1 protein-coding gene is annotated in these 1250 nt (G+C 63.4%); it reads left to right on the forward strand.

What is annotated here, in order from left to right; all coding sequences use genetic code 11:
* Positions 1–47 precede the first annotated feature (47 nt).
* The gene (locus tag FYJ28_RS17070) at positions 48–1232 is read left to right on the forward strand and encodes an IS30 family transposase (protein WP_195840719.1); all 1185 of its coding nucleotides are present in this window, start codon (positions 48–50) and stop codon (positions 1230–1232) included.
* The last annotated feature ends 18 nt before the right edge of the window (positions 1233–1250 follow it).

Consider the following 1250-nt stretch of genomic DNA (forward strand, 5'->3'; position numbering starts at 1 on the left):
GGTGAAGTCATATGGTCGTTGCAACGCTCTGATTGATGGAGTGTTTGATGGTCAAGGTATTTCCCGCCCGCGTGCGGGCTGATTTCGTGGATTTGGTGTGCTCGGGGGTCCCTCTTGGCGAGGCGGCGCGCCGGCTGGGTGTGTCGCGAACCGGCGGTCGGAGGTGGTGGGCCCAGTCTGGGCAGATGGAATTACATGACGGGCGGATCGGCGGGCTTGCCGATCCGCCACCAGGGGCCCAAGGACCCGGACGGGCACTGAGCCTAGCGGAGCGGGGAATGATTCAGATGGGCCGGCGTTCAGGGTTCTCTTATGCCCGGATCGCAGAGATGACCGGGCGGGATAAATCGGTGATCTGGCGGGAAGTGAAACGCAACAGCGGTGCTGACGGGGTGTATTACGCCTCCGCGGCCCACGCGAAGGCGCATCAGTCCCGGCGCCGTCCGAAGGCACTGAAACTTCTTCAGGTCCAGGGGCTGGGCGAGCTGATCGCACTGTTCATGGACGAGGGATGGAGCCCGCGTCTGATCTCGTCCATGCTGGCGTTCTATTTCCCGGATGATCAGACTATGCAGGTGAGCCACGAAACCATCTACCGGGCCCTTTACGTCCAGACCCGCGGCACCCTGCGCGCGGATCTGGCGCGGAACCTGAGCCTGAAACGCAAAGCCCGCGTCCCGCACACCGCTGACCGGCACCGCAACAGTCCGTACAAGGACGCGTTCAAGATCAGTGAGCGCCCTGCACAGGTGCAGGACCGGGCGGTGCCCGGGCACTGGGAAGGAGACCTGATCATCGGTGCGAACTCCACCGCGATCGGGACTCTGGTCGAGCGCAGCACACGGTTCACGATTCTGCTGCACCTGCCCGGGGACCACAGTGCGGAGACCGTGGCCTGCGCGATGATCGCGCAGATGGGAAAGCTCCCGGAACACCTGCGGCTGTCGATCACCTGGGACCGCGGAACGGAACTTGCGCACTACACCCGGATCCAGACCGCACTGGATACGAAGGTTTACTTCTGTGATCCGCACTCACCCTGGCAGCGCGGAACGAACGAGAACACCAACCGGCTGCTGAGGTTCTGGTTCGAGAAAGGCACTGACCTCTCCGCGCACACCCAGAACGATCTGGACCGCATCGCCGCAAAGCTCAACCGCAGACCCAGACCAACCCTGGACATGGATACCCCAGCCAACCGGCTGAACATGCTGCTGCAACCGGCAGCCTAACCCCCCAGCGTTGCACCC

The sequence above is a fragment of the Arthrobacter sp. BL-252-APC-1A genome (genome assembly GCF_009696625.1).
GTDB lineage: Bacteria > Actinomycetota > Actinomycetes > Actinomycetales > Micrococcaceae > Arthrobacter_B.